The organism is Paraburkholderia sp. J63 (assembly GCF_905220245.1).
In the GTDB taxonomy this organism is placed as follows: Bacteria; Pseudomonadota; Gammaproteobacteria; order Burkholderiales; family Burkholderiaceae; genus Paraburkholderia.
In genome coordinates this window covers 96500-116062 of record NZ_CAJMZF010000008.1, presented here as the reverse complement: position 1 = coordinate 116062, position 19563 = coordinate 96500, and the positions used below count along the sequence as shown (strand labels likewise).

The following is a 19563-nucleotide window of genomic DNA, read 5'->3' as shown; positions in this document are numbered from 1 at the left end:
GCGCGGCCACTAAAGTGCTCACGCAAAATTCAGGGTTAGCCCTTGCTTTACGGTATAATCCGTTTTTCCCGCGAGCATCCAGCGATGACCAAATATGTTTTCGTCACCGGCGGCGTAGTTTCTTCCCTTGGCAAGGGTATTGCCGCCGCCTCCCTCGCCGCGATCCTCGAATCGCGCGGTCTGAAAGTCACCCTCCTCAAGCTCGATCCCTACATCAACGTCGACCCCGGCACGATGAGCCCGTTTCAGCACGGCGAAGTGTTCGTGACGGAAGACGGAGCGGAAACCGACCTCGACCTCGGCCACTATGAGCGCTTCATCAGCACGAAGATGCGCAAGGCCAACAACTTCACCACGGGCCAGATCTACGAATCGGTGATCCGCAAGGAACGCCGCGGCGATTATCTCGGCAAGACCGTGCAGGTCATTCCGCACATCACGAACGAGATCCAGGCGTTCATCGAGCGCGGCGCGGCTTCGGCCACGTGCGGCGAGCCCGATGTCGCGATCGTCGAAGTGGGCGGCACCGTGGGTGACATCGAATCGCTGCCGTTTCTCGAGGCCGCGCGTCAGATGAGCCTGCGCCTCGGCCGCAACAGCGCTTGCTTCGTGCATCTCACGCTCGTGCCGTTCATCGCCACGGCCGGCGAACTCAAGACCAAGCCCACGCAGCACAGCGTGCAGAAGCTGCGCGAAATCGGTATCTATCCGAACGTGCTGCTGTGCCGCGCCGACCGTCCGATTCCCGACGACGAGCGCTCGAAAATCTCGATGTTCTCGAACGTGCCCGAAGATGCCGTGATCTCGGTATGGGACGCGGACAGCATCTACAAGATTCCGCAGATGCTGCACGACCAGGGCCTCGACTCGATCGTCTGCGACGCGCTGAAGCTCTCGGCCAAGCCCGCCGACCTGTCGGTCTGGTCGGAAATGGTCGAGAAGATCGAAAACCCGAAGCACGAAGTCACGATCGGCATGGTCGGCAAGTACGTCGATCTGACCGAGTCGTACAAGTCGCTCATCGAAGCGCTGCGGCACGCGTCGATCAAGACCTCGACGAAGGTGAACATCGAGTACATCGATTCCGAGCAGATCGACGAAGAGGGCGTGGATGGTCTCAAGCACCTCGACGCGATTCTTGTGCCGGGCGGTTTCGGCCGTCGCGGCACCGAAGGCAAGATCAAGGCGATCCAGTACGCGCGCGAAGCGAAGGTGCCGTATCTCGGCATCTGCCTCGGCATGCAGCTCGCCGTGATCGAATTCGCGCGCGACGTGGTGGGTCTGAAGCACGCGAACAGCACGGAGTTCGATCCGGACACCCCGGACCGCGTGGTCGCGCTCATCACCGAATGGAAGGACCGCGAAGGCAAGGTCGAGCAGCGCAGCGAAGACTCGGACCTCGGCGGCACCATGCGCCTCGGCTCGCAGCGTTGCCCGATCAAGCCTGGCACGCTTGCTGCGGAAATCTATGGCAAGGATGTGAACGAGCGTCATCGTCACCGTTATGAAGTCAATAACGGCTACGTGCCCAGGCTCGAAGCCGGTGGCCTTATCATCAGCGCCCGTACGCCCACTGAAGATCTGCCGGAAATGATGGAACTGCCGCGTGACATGCACCCGTGGTTCGTCGGCGTCCAGTTCCACCCGGAATTCACGTCCACGCCGCGTGACGGCCATCCGCTGTTCAAGGCCTATGTCGAAGCGGCGGTTGCGCACCAGCAGGCGCACGCTGAGGAGAAAGCATGAATTTGTGCGGTTTCGAGGTTGGCCTCGACAAGCCGTTCTTCCTGATCGCGGGCACGTGTGTCGTCGAATCCGAACAGATGACGATCGACACGGCGGGCCGCCTGAAGGAAATCACCGCGAAGCTCGGCATCCCGTTCATCTACAAGTCGTCCTACGACAAGGCCAATCGTTCGAGCGGCAAGTCGTTTCGCGGCCTCGGGATGGACGAAGGCCTGCGCATCCTTTCCGAAGTGAAGCGTCAGCTCGGCGTGCCCGTGCTGACCGACGTGCACACGGAAGAGGAGATCGGGCCGGTGGCATCGGTCGTGGACGTGCTGCAGACGCCCGCGTTCCTGTGCCGGCAGACCGACTTCATCCACGCGTGCGCGCGCTCGGGCAAGCCGGTCAACATCAAGAAAGGCCAGTTCCTCGCGCCGCACGACATGAAGAACGTGATCGACAAGGCGCGCGAAGCGGCGCGTGAAGCGGGTCTTTCCGAAGACCGCTTCATGGCGTGCGAGCGCGGCGTCTCGTTCGGCTACAACAACCTGGTCTCGGACATGCGCTCGCTTGCGATCATGCGCGAGACCGGCGCGCCGGTCGTGATGGACGTCACGCACTCGGTGCAGTTGCCGGGCGGCCAGGGCACGAGCTCGGGCGGCCAGCGCGAATTCGTGCCGGTGCTCGCGCGCGCGGCCGTGGCCACGGGCGTCGCGGGTCTCTTCATGGAGACCCATCCGAAGCCCGCCGAGGCGAAGTCGGACGGCCCCAATGCCGTGCCGCTGAACCGCATGGCCGACCTGCTCGAAACGCTCGTCACGCTCGACCAGGCGGTCAAGCGTGCGCCGTTCCTCGAGAGCGATTTCAACTGATCGTCAGGTCGCAAGCAGTGAGCGCCGCTTCGATTGCATGAGCGGCGCGATGGAGGAGCAACGCGGCACGAGCCCGGCCGCGCAGCGGGTGTCACACAAGGACGCCATGCTGGGCGGGCGACGGCGCAACGCGCCGCGTGTGATGTACAAGGCAGCGTGGCGGTGCAACGGCGCAGGCATTTGTGGCCCGCGCACCGCGGCAAGTTGAACCCGACGACCGCGCGGCCTGTCCCATGTGACGGTGTGCCCGGAACGAGCACAGAAGCTGTGCCTCGTGGGCCAGTGCAGCAGGCGGCGCCGGTCGCGCAAGAATTACTGTCATTTCCTGAGGAAACCATGAGTGCAATCGTAGATATCATCGGTCGCGAGATCCTGGATTCGCGCGGCAACCCTACCGTCGAATGCGACGTGCTGCTCGAATCGGGCACGATGGGCCGCGCAGCAGTGCCGTCGGGCGCGTCGACGGGCTCGCGCGAAGCGATCGAACTGCGCGACGGCGAAGCCGGCCGCTACAACGGCAAGGGCGTGCTCAAGGCCGTCGAGCACATCAACACCGAAATTTCCGAGGCGATCATGGGCCTCGACGCGTCGGAGCAGGCCTTCCTCGACAAGACCCTGCTCGAACTCGACGGCACCGACAACAAGTCGCGCCTGGGCGCGAACGCGATGCTGGCCGTCTCGATGGCCGTCGCGAAGGCTGCTGCTGAAGAAGCCGGCCTGCCGCTGTACCGCTACTTCGGCGGCTCGGGCGCGATGCAACTGCCGGTCCCGATGATGAACATCGTCAACGGCGGCGCGCACGCGAACAACAGCCTCGACATCCAGGAATTCATGATCGTGCCGGTGAGCCAGCCGACCTTCCGCGAAGCACTGCGTTGCGGTGCGGAAGTGTTCCACGCGCTCAAGAAGATCCTCTCGGATCGCGGCATGAGCACGGCCGTGGGCGACGAAGGCGGCTTCGCGCCGAACTTCGGCAGCAACGACGAATGCCTCTCGACCATCCTCCAGGCGATCGAGAAGGCTGGCTATCGCGCCGGCGAAGACGTGCTGCTCGCGCTCGACTGCGCAGCGAGCGAGTTCTACCACGACGGCAAGTACCAGCTCGCGGGCGAAGGCCTGCAACTGTCGTCGGCCGAATTCACAGACTACCTCGCGACGCTCGCGGATAAATTCCCGATCGTCTCGATCGAAGACGGCATGCACGAGTCCGACTGGGCCGGCTGGAAGCTCCTGACCGACAAGCTCGGCAAGAAGGTCCAGCTTGTCGGCGACGACCTGTTCGTCACCAACACGCGCATCCTCAAGGAAGGCATCGAGAAGGGCATCGCCAACTCGATTCTCATCAAGATCAACCAGATCGGCACGCTGACGGAAACCTTCGCAGCCATCGAGATGGCCAAGCGCGCCGGCTACACGGCCGTGATCTCGCACCGCTCGGGCGAAACCGAAGACTCGACGATCGCCGACATCGCCGTGGGCCTGAACGCCGGTCAGATCAAGACGGGCTCGCTCTCGCGCAGCGACCGCATCTCGAAGTACAACCAGCTGCTGCGCATCGAGGAAGATCTCGGTGATATCGCCAGCTATCCGGGCAAGTCGGCGTTCTATAACCTCCGCTAAGCGGACCCGAACCCGGCAGCAGCGTTGCTGTCCTTTTTCGTCATCCCTTTCCGCCGCCCTGCGTCCAGCGCAGGGCGGCGTGTATTTATCCGGCACCTTACATGCGGCTTGTCACTGTCGTCCTGATTCTCCTGCTCGTGCTGATCCAGTATCCGCTCTGGTGGGGCCATGGCGGCTGGCTGCGTGTGCACGAACTGCGCGAGCAGCTCGCGCAGCAGCAGAAGCAGAACGACGACGAGAAACTGCGCAACGAACGCATTGCGGGCGAAGTGCAGGATCTCCAGAGCGGGACCGCGGCCGTCGAGGAGCGCGCGCGCTACGAGATGGGCATGGTCAAGGACGGCGAGGTGTTCGTGCAATTCGTTTCGCCGAACCAGCCTTTGCCGGCGACGCCGACGGGTTCGTCGAACATCTCCACGCGTGGCGAGATGTCGGCGGCGCCGGTCAGGGTGGTGCCGAATCCAGTGTCGCGCGTGCCGGACAAGCGGCACGGACACGGCAAGGATACGAAGAAGAAGGCGGGTTGAATTTCGCCCCCGAGGTATAAAAAAGCGCGGCTTCCGTTTATCGGAAGCCGCGCTTTTCTTTTCACTTTTATCCAGTTCAGTGCCGAACTACCAGCCCCAACCCCAGCCCGGGTAGCCATAGCCGATGCCCGTCCCCCAACCGCTTCCCCAGCCACCGCTCGAATAGCCGCCATAGACACTGATGGGCGGCGTATAGGTGCGCGACCAGGCCAGCGCGGCGGCTTCGGCCGTGGCGGCGCGATCCGACTCGGTGAGCGCCTGGCGGTCGATCGCGTCGTAGCGGGCGCTTTCGTCGGGCGTGAGCACGGGCGCGCCCTGTAGCGCGTCCGTCTGATTGGCGGGCAGACGGCTGTAAATCGGCGAAGGTCCCGGCGGATCCAGCGTGCAGCCGCTCATCAATGCGGTAGCGGCGGCGATGCCGAGCGCGGCCATCGTGAACGCGGCCTTTGCCTGCCGCAAGCCCCGTGTGCGCGACGGCGTTGCGAAGGACTTCTTCGTTTTCATTGCTTTTCCTCCCTCTGTCGGATGCCGGAGCAGCGCGAGATGACGAGCGGGTCCGCGATCCGGCTCAGGGTTGCGGCCGGGCGCCGTGGCGCCGGCCGGCCGACATCGGTCAGTGGCGCCGCTCCGCTGCCGGGGTGACAGCTTCTGAGAGCCCCGGCGTGGCGAAAAGTTGCGCCACATCCACGGGATCGAACTCGTAGCGCTGGTTGCAATAGTCGCAGTGGATCTCGACGTGGCCGCGTTCTTCGATCACGCCGTCGACTTCCGCGCGGCCCAGCATCTTGAGCATCGCGCCCACTTTCTCGCGCGAGCAGCTGCACAGGAAGCGCGTGGTCACGGGCTCGAAGTGATTCACGTTCTCCTGCCAGAAGAGGCGGCGGAACAGCGTCTCCGGCTCCTGTTCGAGCAGTTCTTCGCGCGTGAGCGTGCCGCCGAGTGTGCAGACGCGCTCCCAGGTATCGGCGTCGAGCTCGTGCGGATGCGGCACGATGCCGCCGTCGCCGGGCAGCTTCTGCAGCAGCATGCCGACCGCGCGGTCGTCGTTCGCGCCGAGCCACAGGCGTGTGTCGAGCTGCTCGGAATGATGCATGTAGTGCTCGAGCACTTGCGCGATGGACTTGAGCGGGCCGTCCTCGCCGTTCAGCGGCACGATGCCCTGATACGGCTGCTGGCCCGGCTGCTTGTTGGCCGGGTCGAGCGTGATCACGCAACGGCCGTGGCCGCTCACGTTGATGAGCTCGGCGAGCGTGACGTCGTCGGCGAGCGCGGCCACGTCTTCGGCTTCAATGCCGTCGGCGAGCCGCGCGGTGGCGCGCATCGAGAGGTCCGAGCTGCACTGCACGACCAGCATCCGGACCGGGCCGTCGCCGAGGATCTGCATGATCAGCGTGCCGTCGAACTTCAGGTTCGCCGAGAGCAGCGCGCAGGCCGCCATCATTTCGCCGAGCACGGTGCGCACCGGCGCCGGGTATTGGCGGCGCGTGAGTACCTCTTGCCACGTGTTGCGCAGCGAGACGATCTCGCCGCGCACGGGCGCCGCGCTGAACATGAATTTCTGCAACTGGTCGTTCACAATCTTTTCCTTCGTTTCAATCCTGGCGGCGCCTCTCGCGAAGCGCAGCGGCGAGCGGGCAGCCTTCAGCCGATGCGCACGAGCTGCGCCTTGAAATACTCCCGGCGCTCCGCGTAGACGTCCGCGTTGCGCTTGAGGCCGGCGATATCGGCCTCGGTGAGCTCGCGCACGACCTTGGCCGGCGCGCCGAGAATGAGTGAGTTGTCGGGGAACACCTTGCCTTCGGTGACAACGGCGCCCGCACCAACCAGACAGTTGCGGCCGATTACCGCACCATTCAAGACCACGGCCTGAATGCCGATCAGCGCGCCTTCCTTGACCGTGCAGCCGTGCAGCATGGCCTGGTGTCCGACCGTCACGTTCCCTTCGAGCGTAAGCGGGTAGCCGGGGTCGGTGTGCAGCACCGCGCCTTCCTGGACATTGCTGCGCGCGCCGACCTTGATCGGCTCGTTGTCGCCGCGCAAGGTCGCGCCAAACCAGACGCTCGATTCTTCGGCGAGCTCGACCTTGCCGATGACGGTGGCGTTGTCCGCGACGAATACGCTCTCGTGAATGGTGGGCGCTGCTTCGCCAAGCTTGTAGATGGCCACGGTATTACGTCTCCTTTTATCTTGCGAGGGGCGGCTGCGGGTGCGCTCAAGGGTGCGGGCGGCGCAAGCCGGGTGAATCGCGTATTGTAAACGGTTGCGTCCGCGCGCTCGTGCCGCCTCCGCAATCGCGTGGATCGGGCCTGTCCGGCGCGCTTGCGCGAGGCCTCGCCGCACATCCTTGAGTTTCTTGCCGATTTTTGTCCGTTTTGCGATGAATTCCGTGTTTCCCGAAGCCATCGGCTCCGTGCCCCAGCATCCCGACGATTTTGCTCATGACGCCGGTGATTCCCGTGATCGTCGTGATCCGCGTAACGTTCCGGCCCGCGCCGGCTGGCGCGCCGCCGCGCTCCACGCCCTGCGCGAGCGCGATCCGCTCGCCAAGGCCGAGGCCGTGCGCGCGCTCCATGCCGAGGTAGGGGACGCAGCATCGCAGAGCGCCGCGCACTGGAACGCGTCATGCACGCTCGCGGCACCCGCCGATCTCCCGGGCCGCCCGTCACGTCCCGAACTGGTCGAGCCGCGCAGCCTGCAGCGTCGCAGCATGAGCACGCCGCAAGGGCGCGTCGTGTTGCTGCACGCGTTGGCGCACATCGAATTCAACGCGATCAATCTCGCGCTCGACGCCGTATGGCGTTTCGCGAATCTGCCCGGCGCCTTCTACGCCGACTGGCTGAAGGTCGCGGCCGAGGAGGCGTATCACTTCTCGCTGCTGCGCCAGCGGCTGGCCGATTACGGCCATGCCTACGGCGACTTTCCGGCGCACAACGGCCTTTGGGAGATGTGCGAACGCACCAGCGCCGACGTGCTCGCACGCATGGCGCTCGTGCCGCGCGTGCTGGAGGCGCGCGGCCTCGACGCCTCGCCGCCCATCCGCGCACGCCTGAAGCAGGCCGGCGACGAGGAGTCCGCCGCGATCCTCGACATCATCCTGCGCGACGAGGTCGGGCACGTGCGCATCGGCAACCACTGGTTCCGCTACCTGTGCGAGACGCGCGGTCTCGATCCGCACGCGGCGTGGCTCGCGCTCGCCGCGCAATACAACGCGCCACGCATGCGCGGCCCGTTCAATTTCGAAGCGCGCCGATCGGCGGGCTTCGACCAGACCGAACTCGATGCACTCGCGGCACAGGACGCCGCAGCGGCGAACGAATCCGCCGCCGATACCGGCACGAAAGAAAAGTGAAGACGCGCCAGCCAATCTGTCAGAACATGCCGATATAATCGAACGACCATTCGTTTTTGTGCGAGCGTAATGAATCTTTCCCGATCCGAATTCGTCGCCGTGAACGGCATTCGCCTGCACGTGCGTCGCTGGGGCGCCGAAGACGCGCCCATACTCTTCATGCTGCATGGCTGGATGGACGTGGCCGCCTCGTTCCAGTTCGTCGTCGATGCGCTCGGCGGCAACTGGCAGGTAATCGCGCCCGACATGCGCGGCTTCGGCCTGTCCGACTGGCCGGCGGCGCAGCAGGGCGGGGGCAGCTACTGGTTCCACGACTACATCGCCGATCTGGATGCGCTGCTCGATTACTACGCACCGCAAGCCCAGGTGAGCGAGGTGAACCTGGTCGGCCATAGTCTCGGCGCGAACGTCGTCTGCTTTTATGCGGGCGTGCGGCCCGAGCGCGTGCGGCGCGTGGTCGATCTCGAAGGCTTCGGCATGCCGGCGACGGTGCCCGCGCAGGCGCCGGGCCGCGTGCGTCAATGGCTCGACGAGATGCGCGCGCCGCCACAATTGCGCCCCTACGCGACGCTCGACGCCGTGGCCGCGCGGCTCGTGAAGACGAATCCGCGCCTCTCGCCGGCGCGCGCGCGTTTTCTCGCGCAGCACTGGTCGAAGCCGGTTGAAAGCCAAACCGGCGAGGGCGGCTACATGCTGCTCGGCGACGCCGCGCACAAGATGGTCAACCCGATGCTGTATCGCCTCGAGGAAATCATGGCGGTCTGGGCCTGCGTGCGGGCGAAAGTGCTGCACGTCGAGGCCACGCAGTCCGAGACGCTCGCGCGCATCGCGGGCAAGGTGCCCATCGACGCATTCAAGAAGCGTTTCGAGGCCTTTCCCGACTGGCGCGAGCGCTTTATCGACGACGCGGGCCACATGGTCCATCACGATCAGCCCGAAGCCGTCGCGCATCTCATCGAGGCGTTCTGCGCCGGCTAGCTTTCGCTTCGCCGCGCGCTCCGGGGCGCATCCGGGCGGGCCGGACGTCCGGGACGGCTTCGTCGCATTGCAGTAAAATGGGTCATTACTCTTCATAAGCCCGCGATGAACGCCGATCTCCACTGTCACTCCACTGTCTCCGACGGCCAGATGGCCCCGGCTGCCGTTGCGCAGCTGGCGAAGGCGGGCGGCGTGGCGCTGTGGGCGCTCACCGATCACGACGAACTGGGCGGCCAGCACGAGGCGCGCGCCGCCGCCGAGATGCTCGGCATGCGCTATCTCGCCGGTGTCGAGATTTCGGTCACGTGGGCGTCGCGCACGGTGCATATCGTCGGCCTGCATGTCGATCCCGGGTGCACGGCGCTGGCCGAAGGGCTCGCGCGTACGCGCAACGGCCGCGCCGCGCGTGCCGAGGCGATCGGCGAGCGCCTGGTGTCGCTCGGCATCCCGGACGCCTATGAAGGCGCGCTCCGGTACGTTTCGAATCCCGACCTGATTTCGCGCACGCACTTCGCGCGCTTTCTCGTGGAGTCGGGCCGCGCGCAGAACACCCAGGACGCGTTCTCGCGCTGGCTGGGCGAGGGCAAGCCCGGCTATGTCTCGCACCGCTGGGCCAAGCTCGCCGACGCCGTCGCCTGGATCAAGGCCGCGGGCGGCGAGGCGGTAGTCGCGCATCCGGGCCGCTACCACTACACGCCGCTCGAATTCGATACGTTCTTCGGTGAGTTCATCGACCTGGGCGGCAAGGCCATCGAAGTCGTCACGGGCAGCCATACGCCCGACCAGTACGGCGAATACGCAGCCGTCGCGCGCCGCTTCGGCTTCGAGGCGTCGCGCGGCTCGGATTTCCACGCACCCGGCCCGGATGCGACCATGCCGGGCTCGCTGCCACCGCTACCTTCCGGCCTCAAGCCCGTCTGGGAGCGATGGCTATAGGCCACGCGCCCTGCGTGGCCCATAGCCGCCGTTCCTGCGCCACCGCGCGGCCCGCTGTTCTTCGTTGCCGTGCTGTTCTGTTCGTCTCGCTGTGCGCGCGGTCGCCCCGGAATTTCGCGCCGCGCTTCACGTTCCGTCTTGCCTTCGTCAGCTGATTACTGCCCATGTCACAGTTCTTTCGGCTTCACCCAGACAATCCGCAGCCGCGCCTCGTCAAGCAGGCCGTGCAGATCATCCGCGACGGCGGCGTGATCGCGCTGCCCACCGATTCGAGCTACGCGCTCGCCGCGCGCATCGACGACAAGCAGGCCGCCGAGCGTTTGCGGCGCATCCGCGGGCTTAACGAGAAGGCGCTGCTCTCGCTGATGGTGCGCGATCTCTCCGAGCTCGCCAATTTCGCAATGGTGGACAACCGCCAGTACCGGCTCATCAAGTCGGTGACGCCGGGGCCCTACGTGTTCGTGCTCGAAGCGACGAAGGAAGTGCCGCGGCGGCTCTCGCATCCTTCGCGCAAGACCATCGGGCTGCGCGTGCCGGGTCACGCGATTCCGCTCGCGATCCTGGAGGAACTGGGTGAGCCGCTGCTGGCCTCGACGCTGATCGTGCCGCCCGACACCGAGCCGCTCAACGACCCCGAGGAAATCCGCGAACGCCTCGAAAAGCAGCTCGATCTCGTGATCGACGGCGGAGCATGTCCGTGCGAGCCGTCGACGATCATCGATCTCTCGGGCGAGGAGCCCGTGCTCGTGCGCGCGGGGCGGGGCGACCTCGCGCCGTTCGGGCTCGAGGAGCCGGCCTGATGCGCACGGTTCGCTTCGCTGCCGGCGCATCGGCTCCGCGTTGACGGGGCATTGTTACAATACGCCGCCATGGACGCCAATATCATTCAGACGCTCGTCGTCTACGCCTTGCCGGTGATCTTCGCGATCACGCTGCACGAAGCCGCCCACGGATACGTCGCGCGCCTGCTCGGCGACAACACCGCCTACGTGCTGGGCCGCGTGTCGCTCAACCCGATGCGCCACATCGATCCGGTCGGCACCATCGCGATGCCGCTGATCCTCTATTTCCTCACGAGCGGTGCGTTCGTGTTCGGCTATGCCAAGCCGGTGCCGATTTCGTTCGGCAATCTGCGCAATCCGCGCTGGGGCACGCTGTGGGTCGCCGCGGCGGGCCCCGCCTGCAACTTCGTGCAGTCGCTGCTATGGGGCGTGTTCGGCGTGGCGCTCGCGGTGTCCGGCGTAGAGGAGCCGTTTTTCACGCGCATGGCCGCCGCCGGCGTGGGCGTGAATCTGGTGCTCGGCGTGCTGAATCTCTTTCCGCTGCTGCCGCTCGACGGCGGCCGCGTGCTCGCGGCGCTCTTGCCCACGCGCGCGAGCATTGCGCTCTCGCGCCTCGAGCCCTATGGTTTCATCATCGTGATGGCGCTCCTCGTGAGCGGCGTTTTCACGCGCTTCTGGCTGCGCCCGCTCGTGTCGATCGGCTATGACGCAGTGACGGCTATCCTTACTCCCCTTGTATCGCTCTTCTCATAACATCATGTTCCCAGACCGTATCTTCTCCGGCATGCGGCCCACCGGGTCGCTGCACCTCGGCCACTATCACGGCGTGCTGAAAAACTGGGTGCGGCTTCAGTCCGAGTACCCGTGCTTCTTCTGCGTGGTCGACTGGCACGCGCTCACCACGCACTACGAAACGCCCGAGGTCATCGAGAAGAACGTGTGGGACGTGCTGATCGACTGGCTGGCTTCCGGCATCGATCCGAACCAGTCGACGCTGTTCATCCAGAGCCGCGTGCCCGAGCACGCCGAGCTCGCGCTGCTGCTCGGCATGAGCACGCCGCTGTCCTGGCTCGAACGCGTGCCCACCTACAAGGAGCAGATCGAGAAGCTGCGCGACAAGGATCTCGGCACCTACGGCTTCCTCGGCTATCCCGTGCTGATGGCCGCCGACATCCTGCTGTACCGCGCCTCGCTCGTGCCGGTGGGCGAAGACCAGGTGCCGCACGTCGAGATGGCGCGCGAAATGGCGCGGCGCTTCAACTACATGTACGGCCGCGAGCCGGACTTCGAGGAGAAGGCCAACGAGGCCGCGAAGAAGCTCGGCGGCAAGCGCTCGAAGCTCTATCACGAGCTGCGCAACGCCTATCAGCAGGAAGGTAATGAAGAGGCGCTCGAACAGGCGCGCGCGATGCTGTCCGAGTCGCAGAGCCTGTCGATGAACGACCGCGAACGCCTGTTCGGCTATCTCGAAGGCGCGCGCAAGATCATCCTGCCGGAGCCGCAGGTGCTGCTGACCGAGGCCTCGCGCATGCCGGGCCTCGACGGTCAGAAGATGTCGAAGTCGTACGGCAACACGATCGGTCTGCGCGAAGACGCCGAGTCGATCACGAAGAAGGTCCGCACCATGCCGACCGATCCCGCACGCGTGCGCCGCACCGATCCGGGCGACCCGGACAAGTGCCCGGTGTGGCAGCTGCACCAGGTCTATACCGACGAAGCGACGCACGAGTGGGTGCAGAAGGGCTGCCGCTCGGCGGGCATTGGCTGCCTCGAATGCAAGCAGCCAGTGATCGAAGGCATCCTGCGCGAGCAGCAGCCGATGCTCGAGCGCGCGCAGAAGTACATGGACGATCCGTCGCTGCTGCGCGCGATCGTGGCCGATGGTTGCGACAAGGCGCGCAAGTTCGCCAACGAGACCATGCGCGACGTTCGTGAGGCGATGGGCCTCTCGTACAGCTAAGGCAGACGGTCGCGATGACGTTCACGCCTGGCGCTGCCGGCACGCCGCCCGCGGGTCCGGCCCCTGTCGGCCTGACCCATGCGGGACTCTCCGAGCCTTCGGGCTGGGTGCGCCAGTGGGCGCACCTGATCGCGCCGGGCGGCACGGTGCTCGACGTCGCCTCGGGGGCGGGGCGCCACGCGCGCTGGCTCGCGGCGCGCGGCCATGCGGTCACGGCGCTCGACCGCGACGCCGCCGCGCTCGCGACGATGCACGGCGTGGCCGGTATCGCCACGCGCGAGTGCGACCTCGAAGGCGCGCCCTGGCCGCTCCCTGACGACGCGCGTTTCGCGGCTATCGTCGTCACGAATTATCTGTATCGTCCGCTCATGCCGCGCCTCGTCGATGCGCTCGCGCCGGGCGGCGTGCTGATCTACGAAACCTTCGCGCAGGGCAACGAGACGGTCGGCAAGCCTTCGAACCCGGCATTTCTGCTGGCGCCGGGCGAGCTGCTGGCGGCCTGCCTGCCCGCATTGCGCGTGATTGCTTACCAGGATGGATTTCTCCCGCAACCGCGCGAGGCGTTCATCCAGCGTATCTGCGCCGTGCGCGAGATGCGCCCGGCGCACACTCCAGCAGCGGAAAATACGGCCTCTCAGAACGGCGCGGACGCGGTTGAAAAACCCGGTAACGCCACGGCGACTCAGGTACTACCCCTGGTGCGTTACGATCTGACCGGCTAATCCGCTACAATCGCGGTTTAACGTACTCATTTTTTTGAAGTTTCATGGCTAACGGCACCCAGCACGGCATTACGTTGCGCGGCAGTATTCCCGCGATCGTCACCCCCATGCACGAAGACGGCAGCCTCGATCTGCCGGCATTTCGCAAACTGATCGACTGGCACGTGCAAGAGGGGACGGATGCGATCGTCGTCGTCGGCACGAGCGGCGAGTCCGCCACGCTGGACGTCGAAGAGCACATCCTGATGGTCAGGACGGCGGTCGAGCACGCTGCGGGCCGTATGCCGATCATCGCTGGCGCCGGCGGCAACTCCACGGCCGAGGCGATCGAGCTCACGAAGCATGCGAAGGACGTCGGCGCGCAGGCGTCGCTCCAGGTCGTGCCCTATTACAACAAGCCGACCCAGGAAGGCATGTACCGCCATTTCGCGAAGATCGCCGAAGCGGTGGAGCTGCCGGTCCTGCTCTACAACGTGCCGGGCCGCACGGTCGCGGACATGTCGAACGAGACGATCCTGCGCCTCGCGCAGGTGCCGGGCATCGTCGGCGTGAAGGAAGCCACGGGCAACATCGACCGCGCCGCGCATCTCATCAAGCACGCGCCGGAAGGCTTCAAGATCTTCAGCGGCGACGATCCCACCGCGATCGCGCTGATGCTGCTGGGTGGCCACGGCAATATTTCGGTGACCGCGAACGTCGCGCCGCGCCAGATGAGCGAGCTGTGCCGCGCCGCGCTCGAAGGCGATGCGAAGACCGCGCGTGCGATCCACCTGAAGCTGTTGTCGCTGCACAAGAATCTGTTCATCGAATCGAATCCGATTCCGGTGAAGTGGGCCCTGCAGGAGCTCGGCCGCATCGAAGGCGGCATCCGTCTGCCGCTCACGCCGCTCGACGCGCGTTACCACGACGTGGTGCGCACGGCGCTGCGCGAGGCTGGCCTGATCGGCTGATCAGATCGGGCGCAAGCCCGGTCAAGCCGAAAACGCCGTATTTTCAACCGACGCCACCACGAGCCACGCGCCCGAATCGACGACAGCAATCGACGTCAGCGACGAAAGCAATCGACGAAAGATATCCCGGCAGGTCAAGGCTTAGCGTTCCCGTATTACGAAGGTCCACATGAAACATCCCGTTCTTTCCCTCCACGCAACCCGCATGGCGGTGCTGGCGCTCGCACTCGGCTCGCTCGCGGGCTGCGAGTCGCTGAACGACATGTTCGCGTCGGATCGCGTCAACTACAAGGACACGGCAAGTGCGCCGGCGCTGGCCGTGCCGCAAGACCTGTCGTCGGTGCCGTCCGACCAGAAGTATGTCGCGCCGCCGCCCACGGTCACGCTGGGCGGCGCCGCGCAGCGCACCGTCACGAGCGCGGGCAACGCCACGCTCGGCGTGCCGAACGCGCAGGATCCGCTCGGCATGCACGTCGAGCGTGACGGCGACCGCCGCTGGCTCGTGATCGACGGCCGCACGCCCGACGACGTCTGGCCGCAACTGCAGGAATTCTGGACCGACAACGGCTTCACGCTCACGACCGATTCGCCGTCCACGGGCATCATGAGCACGGACTGGGCCGAAAACCGCGCCAATATTCCGGACGACTGGTTCCGCCGCACGATCGGCCGCGTGGTCGACTTCGCGTATTCGTCGGGCACGCGCGACAAGTTCCGCACGCTGGTCACGCGTGGCGCGAACGGGCAGACCGATATTTCGATCACGCATAGCGCGATGGAAGAAGTGCTGACCGGCCAGGACAAGACGTCGTCGAAGTGGGTCGAGCGTCCGCGCGACCCGGCCCTCGAAGCCGCCTTCCTTTCGAAGGTCATGCAGAAGTTCGGCCTGACCGACGCGCAATCCAAGCAACTGCTGACCGACGCGCGTCCGTCGTCCTCCGCGGCGAAGATCGCGTCCGGTCCCGACGGCACGACGCTCGATCTGCCCGAGGCGTTCGACACCGCATGGCTGCGCGTGGGTCTCGCGCTCGACCGCACCAATTTCACGGTCGACAACCGCGACCGCGAGAAGGGCATCTACTACGTGCGCTACGCCGACTCCATGCAGGAGCTCAAGGGCGACGGCCTGCTCGGCAAGCTGTTCTACAACCCGAAGAAGGCCGCGAAGAATCAAGGGCCCGAGATCATGATTTCGGTGCGCTCGAACGGCAACTCGACCCAGGTCGCGGTGCTCGACCCGAACGGCCAGGTCGATACGTCGTCGGACGCGCAGCGCATCGTGACCGCGCTGCACGCCCAGCTCAACTGATCGCGCCGTGCGCTTTGCAAGCCTTGGCAGCGGTAGCGAGGGCAACGCACTGGTCGTAGAAGCAGGCGGCGGCGCGACGCCCACGCGCGTGCTGCTGGACTGCGGATTCTCGGCGAAGGAAGTCGAGCGGCGGCTCGCCCGGGCGGGCTTGCCCGCCGAGACCCTGAGCGCGATTCTCATCACCCACGAACACAGCGACCATATCGGCAGCGCGCTGACACTGGCGCGCCGCTGGTCGATTCCCGTCTACATGAGCTGGGGCACGGCGCAGGCGGTCGGCGCCGACGACGCGGGCGTCGAGCTCAACGTGCTCTGGAGCGACGGAACCGTCGAAATCGGCGCGCTGGGCGTGCAGCCTTACACCGTGCCGCACGATGCGCGCGAGCCGCTGCAATTCGTATTCAGCGACGGCGCGAGCCGGCTCGGCGTGTTGACCGACGTCGGCGAATCGACGCCGCACATCCATGCCGTGCTGAGCGGTTGCGACGCGCTCGTGCTCGAATGCAACCACGACCTCGAGATGCTCGCGACGAGCCGCTATCCGGCGTCGCTCAAGGCGCGCATTGGCGGCTCGCACGGCCACCTGAACAACGAGGCGGCGGGCGGCATTCTCGCGGCGCTCGATCGCTCGAAGCTGCGCCATCTGATAGCGGCGCACCTGAGCCAGCAAAACAACACGCCGGAACTCGCGCGCGCAGCCATGGCGGCCGTGCTCGGCAATGCCGCCACGGAAATCGGGGTCGCGACGCAAGGCGATGGCTTCGACTGGCTCGTGCTCTGAGGCCACACCAATTCGGCTTCGGCCAGCAGTGAACCCCTCGCAGACGAAAAAAAGCCCATGACAGGTCATGGGCTTTTTGCTTGGCAGGTGAGGGCCGGAACAGGTCCGGCTCCGCACGATTTAGTTCCGGTTGCCGCCGAAGATGCCGAGGATTGCGAGCAGGTTCGTGAACACGTTGTACAGATCCAGATAGATCGCGAGCGTGGCCGTGATGTAGTTGGTCTCGCCGCCGTTCACGACGCGCTGGACGTCGAACAGCATATAGGCCGAGAAGATCGCGATGGCCAGCACGGACACCGTGAGCATCAGCGCGGGCAGTTGCAGGAACATGTTCGCGACGCCTGCGAGCAGGATCACGATCACGCCCACGAACAGCCACTTGCCGAGCCCCGAGAAGTCGCGCTTGCTGACGGTGGCGACGGTCGCCATAGTGGCGAAAATGATGCCGGTGCCGCCGAACGCGAGCATGATGAGCGACGCGCCGTTCGAGAAGCCGAGGATGAACGCCAGCAGCCGCGAGAGCATCAGGCCCATGAAGAACGTGAAGCCCAGCAGCACGAACACGCCGAGCGAACTGTTCTTGGTGCGCTCGATGGCGAAGATGAAGCCGAACGCGATCGCGAAGAACGCGAGCAGGCTCATGGTGGGACTGGTGGCGGCAAACAGCGAGAAGCCCGTGGTGACGCCCACCCACGCGCCGAGCACCGTCGGCACCATCGACAGCGCTAGCAGCCAGTAGGTGTTGCGCAGTACGCGGTTGCGAGTCTCGGCGGAGACGACGGTGCCGCCGCGGCCGAAGTTGTAGGGGGACTCGTTCATGCTTTCTCCTTGCGTGAGACGCGTGGCTGGCGGAGCGCGGCACTTGCGCGATCCGCTCCTTCTTAAGATATGCGCGGCGGCCCGGAGTTTCAACAGGGCGCCACACAGTTTCGCTACCGTTTTGCTACCCGTTCAGGAGCGTAGCCACCCAGACTTAACTGGAGCTGAAAGGCCCGGCGGCGCGGCTTTTGCCTCGATCGAGCCGGGACTGTGGGCCTAACGGGGTTCAATCGCAATCATACATGGGAACATGCTACAATTGCGGATTCATTTGAAACTGTAACCTCTTAATTTTCTGGAGTTTTTATGGCGCTCGAACGCACCCTGTCGATTATCAAGCCGGACGCAGTGGCAAAGAACGTGATCGGCCAGATCTACAGCCGCTTCGAAAACGCTGGCCTGAAGATCGTTGCCTCGCGCATGGTCCACCTCTCGCGCGCTGACGCCGAGAAGTTCTATGCTGTTCATGCAGAGCGTCCGTTCTTCAAGGACCTCGTCGAATTCATGATCTCGGGCCCGGTGCAGATCCAGGTTCTGGAAGGCGAGAACGCCATCCTGAAGAACCGCGACCTGATGGGCGCGACCGATCCGAAGAAGGCGGAGAAGGGCACGATCCGCGCCGACTTCGCGGACAGCATCGACGCCAACGCAGTTCACGGCTCGGACGCCGCTGAAACGGCACGCGTCGAAATCGCGTTCTTCTTCCCGGAAGTCAACGTTTACTCGCGCTAAGCAGCTCGCGCGCGGTAAGCGGCAGTTCAAAGTAGCATAGGGTCGCGAACGGCGATGACGCTCACTGTCCGGTGCCGGGTTCCCTCGAATCCGGCGGTGAGCGCGCCCTCGCACTGAAATGGCAGGATTGACCATGACGAGCAGTTCCACCGTCAACCTTCTCGATTTCGACGCCCAAGGGCTTGTCGCATATTGCGAGAGCCTGGGCGAGAAGCCGTTTCGCGCCAAACAGCTTCAGCGCTGGATCCACCAGTACAATGCCGCCGACTTCGACGGCATGACGGATCTGGCCAAATCGCTGCGCGAGAAGCTCAAAGGGCGCGCCTCGATCGGCATGCCCGGCATTATTTCCGACAACGTTTCTACCGACGGCACGCGCAAATGGCTCGTGGATGTCGGCAACGGAAACGCGGTCGAGACCGTGTTCATCCCCGAAGAAACGCGCGGCACGCTGTGCGTGTCGTCCCAGGCGGGATGCGCGGTGAATTGCCGTTTTTGTTCTACCGGCAAGCAAGGATTCTCACGCAATCTCACGACCGCCGAGATCATCGGCCAGTTGCGCATGGCGGAATTCGCCTTGCGCGCGTCGCTTCCTGGCGAAGCAGGCGGGCGCGCGACCGGCGGCGAGGGCAAGGGCGAGCGCGTCGTCACCAACGTCGTGATGATGGGCATGGGCGAGCCGCTCCTGAACTACGACGCGGTCGTGCCCGCGATGCGCCTGATGCTCGACGACAACGCCTATGGCCTGTCGCGCCGGCGCGTCACGCTGTCGACCTCGGGCGTCGTGCCCATGATGGACCGCCTCGGCGCCGATCTGCCGGTCGCGCTCGCGGTGTCGCTGCACGCGCCCAACGACGCGCTGCGCGACGAGCTCGTGCCGCTGAACCGCAAGTACCCGTTGCGCGAGCTGATGGCCGCCTGCCAGCGTTACTTGAAAGTGGCGCCGCGCGACTTCATCACGTTCGAGTACTGCATGCTCGACGGCGTCAACGACACGGAAGAGCACGCACGCCAGTTGCTCGCCGTCACGCGTGACGTCCCGTGCAAATTCAACCTGATTCCGTTCAATCCGTTCCCCGAGTCGGGTCTGCTGCGCTCGAAGTCGGACCAGATCAAGCGCTTCGCGCAGATCCTGATGGACGCGGGCGTCGTTACGACCGTGCGCAAGACGCGCGGCGACGACATCGACGCGGCCTGCGGCCAGCTCGCGGGCGAGGTGAAGGACCGCACGCGTCTCGCCGAGCGCAGCGCGCGCAAGGTGATCGACGTCCACCCGGTTCAGCACTGAACGCTGCGCGCCGGGCGACGCAAAAAGAGCTGGAGCAGGGTAATAACAGTCACGAAAAGCAGTGCCGGTGATCTGTGCGGGGGACGACGCAGTAACACCGGCGAGTTTGACGAGAAACGTTGCAGAAGCGATCGGATGCGGCACAGTGGCCGCGCATTTTGTTATAAAACGGTCTGCGAATCGGGGCCGGGCGCGGTGCGCCCGCCGGTTCCG

Annotated in this window: 20 protein-coding genes; 16 read left to right on the top strand and 4 right to left on the bottom strand. The window is 65.3% G+C overall.

Annotated features, from left to right (window positions below; translation table 11 throughout):
* The first annotated feature begins 84 nt into the window (after positions 1–84).
* The 4 genes from U5775_RS11460 to ftsB all read left to right on the top strand — a co-directional run bounded on the left by U5775_RS11460 (position 85) and on the right by ftsB (position 4744).
* Entirely contained in the window at positions 85–1746 is a 1662-nt protein-coding gene (locus U5775_RS11460; protein WP_322058249.1) for a CTP synthase, read from the top strand.
* Positions 1743–2597 (top strand): 3-deoxy-8-phosphooctulonate synthase, encoded by an 855-nt coding sequence (gene kdsA, locus U5775_RS11455; protein WP_322058248.1) that lies wholly within the window; start codon positions 1743–1745, stop codon positions 2595–2597. Before U5775_RS11460 ends, kdsA begins: the two co-directional genes overlap by 4 nt.
* A gap of 336 nt (positions 2598–2933) precedes the next feature.
* On the top strand, positions 2934–4217 hold the full coding sequence (gene eno / locus U5775_RS11450; protein WP_322058247.1) for a phosphopyruvate hydratase: 1284 nt from the start codon (positions 2934–2936) through the stop codon (positions 4215–4217).
* A 101-nt stretch (positions 4218–4318) separates the two neighbouring features.
* Positions 4319–4744 (top strand): cell division protein FtsB, encoded by a 426-nt coding sequence (ftsB, locus tag U5775_RS11445; protein WP_322058246.1) that lies wholly within the window; start codon positions 4319–4321, stop codon positions 4742–4744.
* Between the two features lie 87 nt (positions 4745–4831).
* Here ftsB and U5775_RS11440 read toward each other — a convergent pair whose 3' ends face one another.
* The 3 genes from U5775_RS11440 to U5775_RS11430 form a co-directional block, all read right to left on the bottom strand.
* Positions 4832–5248: a hypothetical protein gene (locus U5775_RS11440; RefSeq protein WP_415913556.1), complete on the bottom strand. Its 417-nt coding sequence runs from the start codon at positions 5246–5248 to the stop codon at positions 4832–4834.
* Positions 5249–5357: 109 nt separating this feature from the next.
* A complete protein-coding gene (gene hslO, locus U5775_RS11435; RefSeq protein ID WP_322058245.1) occupies positions 5358–6320 on the bottom strand; it encodes an Hsp33 family molecular chaperone HslO in 963 nt (320 codons plus the stop codon).
* Positions 6321–6385: 65 nt separating this feature from the next.
* Positions 6386–6910, bottom strand: coding sequence for a gamma carbonic anhydrase family protein (locus U5775_RS11430; RefSeq protein ID WP_322058244.1), 525 nt, complete (start codon positions 6908–6910; stop codon positions 6386–6388).
* A gap of 211 nt (positions 6911–7121) precedes the next feature.
* Between U5775_RS11430 and U5775_RS11425 the strand changes: the two genes are divergently transcribed.
* From U5775_RS11425 to U5775_RS11380, 10 genes are all read left to right on the top strand, one after another.
* Positions 7122–8093, top strand: coding sequence for a ferritin-like domain-containing protein (locus tag U5775_RS11425; RefSeq protein ID WP_322058243.1), 972 nt, complete (start codon positions 7122–7124; stop codon positions 8091–8093).
* A 69-nt stretch (positions 8094–8162) separates the two neighbouring features.
* Positions 8163–9071, top strand: coding sequence for an alpha/beta fold hydrolase (locus U5775_RS11420; RefSeq protein WP_415913555.1), 909 nt, complete (start codon positions 8163–8165; stop codon positions 9069–9071).
* 105 nt (positions 9072–9176) lie between these two features.
* Positions 9177–10007: a 3',5'-nucleoside bisphosphate phosphatase gene (locus U5775_RS11415; protein WP_322058242.1), complete on the top strand. Its 831-nt coding sequence runs from the start codon at positions 9177–9179 to the stop codon at positions 10005–10007.
* Between the two features lie 164 nt (positions 10008–10171).
* The gene (locus U5775_RS11410; protein ID WP_322058241.1) at positions 10172–10807 is read left to right on the top strand and encodes an L-threonylcarbamoyladenylate synthase; all 636 of its coding nucleotides are present in this window, start codon (positions 10172–10174) and stop codon (positions 10805–10807) included.
* Between the two features lie 69 nt (positions 10808–10876).
* Complete coding sequence (locus tag U5775_RS11405; protein ID WP_322058240.1) at positions 10877–11542, top strand: site-2 protease family protein; 666 nt, start codon at positions 10877–10879, stop codon at positions 11540–11542.
* Positions 11543–11546: 4 nt separating this feature from the next.
* Positions 11547–12749 (top strand): tryptophan--tRNA ligase, encoded by a 1203-nt coding sequence (locus U5775_RS11400; RefSeq protein WP_322058239.1) that lies wholly within the window; start codon positions 11547–11549, stop codon positions 12747–12749.
* A gap of 14 nt (positions 12750–12763) precedes the next feature.
* Complete coding sequence (locus U5775_RS11395) at positions 12764–13471, top strand: class I SAM-dependent methyltransferase (RefSeq protein WP_322058238.1); 708 nt, start codon at positions 12764–12766, stop codon at positions 13469–13471.
* 44 nt (positions 13472–13515) lie between these two features.
* A complete protein-coding gene (gene dapA, locus U5775_RS11390) occupies positions 13516–14421 on the top strand; it encodes a 4-hydroxy-tetrahydrodipicolinate synthase (protein WP_322058237.1) in 906 nt (301 codons plus the stop codon).
* Positions 14422–14590: 169 nt separating this feature from the next.
* Entirely contained in the window at positions 14591–15730 is a 1140-nt protein-coding gene (bamC, locus tag U5775_RS11385) for an outer membrane protein assembly factor BamC (protein ID WP_322058236.1), read from the top strand.
* A gap of 7 nt (positions 15731–15737) precedes the next feature.
* Positions 15738–16511, top strand: a complete 774-nt coding sequence (locus U5775_RS11380) for an MBL fold metallo-hydrolase (RefSeq protein WP_322058235.1) — start codon at positions 15738–15740, stop codon at positions 16509–16511.
* Positions 16512–16631: 120 nt separating this feature from the next.
* Here the strand turns inward: U5775_RS11380 and U5775_RS11375 are convergent, their stop codons facing one another.
* Positions 16632–17330: a Bax inhibitor-1/YccA family protein gene (locus U5775_RS11375; RefSeq protein ID WP_322058234.1), complete on the bottom strand. Its 699-nt coding sequence runs from the start codon at positions 17328–17330 to the stop codon at positions 16632–16634.
* 306 nt (positions 17331–17636) lie between these two features.
* Here U5775_RS11375 and ndk point away from each other — a divergent pair, with 306 nt between their 5' ends.
* Both ndk and rlmN read left to right on the top strand, forming a co-directional pair.
* A complete protein-coding gene (gene ndk / locus U5775_RS11370) occupies positions 17637–18062 on the top strand; it encodes a nucleoside-diphosphate kinase (protein WP_322058233.1) in 426 nt (141 codons plus the stop codon).
* Positions 18063–18195: 133 nt separating this feature from the next.
* Entirely contained in the window at positions 18196–19350 is a 1155-nt protein-coding gene (gene rlmN / locus U5775_RS11365; protein ID WP_322058232.1) for a 23S rRNA (adenine(2503)-C(2))-methyltransferase RlmN, read from the top strand.
* Positions 19351–19563: the final 213 nt, after the last annotated feature.

Excerpts from the sequence above, each read along its gene's own strand:
- U5775_RS11460 (WP_322058249.1), top strand. The coding sequence starts at position 85 with ATGACCAAATATGTTTTCGTCACCGGCGGCGTAGTTTCTTCCCTTGGC.
- kdsA (WP_322058248.1), top strand. The coding sequence starts at position 1,743 with ATGAATTTGTGCGGTTTCGAGGTTGGCCTCGACAAGCCGTTCTTCCTG.
- eno (WP_322058247.1), top strand. The coding sequence starts at position 2,934 with ATGAGTGCAATCGTAGATATCATCGGTCGCGAGATCCTGGATTCGCGC.
- ftsB (WP_322058246.1), top strand. The coding sequence starts at position 4,319 with ATGCGGCTTGTCACTGTCGTCCTGATTCTCCTGCTCGTGCTGATCCAG.
- U5775_RS11440 (WP_415913556.1), bottom strand. The coding sequence starts at position 5,248 with ATGAAAACGAAGAAGTCCTTCGCAACGCCGTCGCGCACACGGGGCTTG.
- U5775_RS11425 (WP_322058243.1), top strand. The coding sequence starts at position 7,122 with ATGAATTCCGTGTTTCCCGAAGCCATCGGCTCCGTGCCCCAGCATCCC.
- U5775_RS11420 (WP_415913555.1), top strand. The coding sequence starts at position 8,163 with ATGAATCTTTCCCGATCCGAATTCGTCGCCGTGAACGGCATTCGCCTG.
- U5775_RS11415 (WP_322058242.1), top strand. The coding sequence starts at position 9,177 with ATGAACGCCGATCTCCACTGTCACTCCACTGTCTCCGACGGCCAGATG.
- U5775_RS11410 (WP_322058241.1), top strand. The coding sequence starts at position 10,172 with ATGTCACAGTTCTTTCGGCTTCACCCAGACAATCCGCAGCCGCGCCTC.
- U5775_RS11405 (WP_322058240.1), top strand. The coding sequence starts at position 10,877 with ATGGACGCCAATATCATTCAGACGCTCGTCGTCTACGCCTTGCCGGTG.
- U5775_RS11400 (WP_322058239.1), top strand. The coding sequence starts at position 11,547 with ATGTTCCCAGACCGTATCTTCTCCGGCATGCGGCCCACCGGGTCGCTG.
- U5775_RS11395 (WP_322058238.1), top strand. The coding sequence starts at position 12,764 with ATGACGTTCACGCCTGGCGCTGCCGGCACGCCGCCCGCGGGTCCGGCC.
- dapA (WP_322058237.1), top strand. The coding sequence starts at position 13,516 with ATGGCTAACGGCACCCAGCACGGCATTACGTTGCGCGGCAGTATTCCC.
- bamC (WP_322058236.1), top strand. The coding sequence starts at position 14,591 with ATGAAACATCCCGTTCTTTCCCTCCACGCAACCCGCATGGCGGTGCTG.
- U5775_RS11375 (WP_322058234.1), bottom strand. The coding sequence starts at position 17,330 with ATGAACGAGTCCCCCTACAACTTCGGCCGCGGCGGCACCGTCGTCTCC.
- ndk (WP_322058233.1), top strand. The coding sequence starts at position 17,637 with ATGGCGCTCGAACGCACCCTGTCGATTATCAAGCCGGACGCAGTGGCA.
- rlmN (WP_322058232.1), top strand. The coding sequence starts at position 18,196 with ATGACGAGCAGTTCCACCGTCAACCTTCTCGATTTCGACGCCCAAGGG.